Genomic DNA, 650 nt, shown 5'->3' on the forward strand with positions numbered 1-650 from the left:
TGTGCCGTTTAAACTGAATGTACTCAATTATATGAATGAAAAAGGGACATCTATCAGGGAAACAGCGGCGATTTTCAATATTCCATCTTATGAAACACTTCGGAAATGGAAAGTGGCTTATGAAGCAGGAGGATTGGATGCCCTACAATCAAAGAAAAAGGGGCATCAATCCATGAAAAATAAAAAACTTAACACGACCAAAGATCACGGAATAATTGAAGGTTCAATAGAAGCACTACAAGCGGAAAATGAGCGTTTACGTATGGAAAATGCGTATTTAAAAAAGTTGAATGCCTTAGTTCAAAACAAGGAAAAATCACGAAACAAGACAAGGCCCAAGTAGTCTATGAGTTAAGGCATGAATTTTCAGTAAAGATGCTACTTCAGCTCGCTGGTATTCCGCGAAGCACGTATTATTATTGGGTAAAAAATTTCGATCGTCCTGATCCAGATGTAGAACTAAAAGGATTGATTCAAGCTATTTATGATGAACACGAGGGTCTTTATGGTTATCGTCGTATTCGTGATGAACTGACGAACCGCGGACACAAAGTAAATCATAAAAAAGTGTATCGAATTATGAAAGAATTAGGCTTGAAGTGTCTCGTTCGTATGAAAAAATATCGTTCTTATAAAGGGAAAGTTGGAAA

1 pseudogene is annotated in these 650 nt (G+C 36.8%); it reads left to right on the top strand.

The features are described from left to right. A pseudogene (locus tag AC1DIT_RS28310) lies at nt 1-650 on the top strand (IS3 family transposase); the annotation flags it as partial.

The sequence above is a fragment of the Bacillus sp. 05T22 genome (assembly GCF_056396765.1).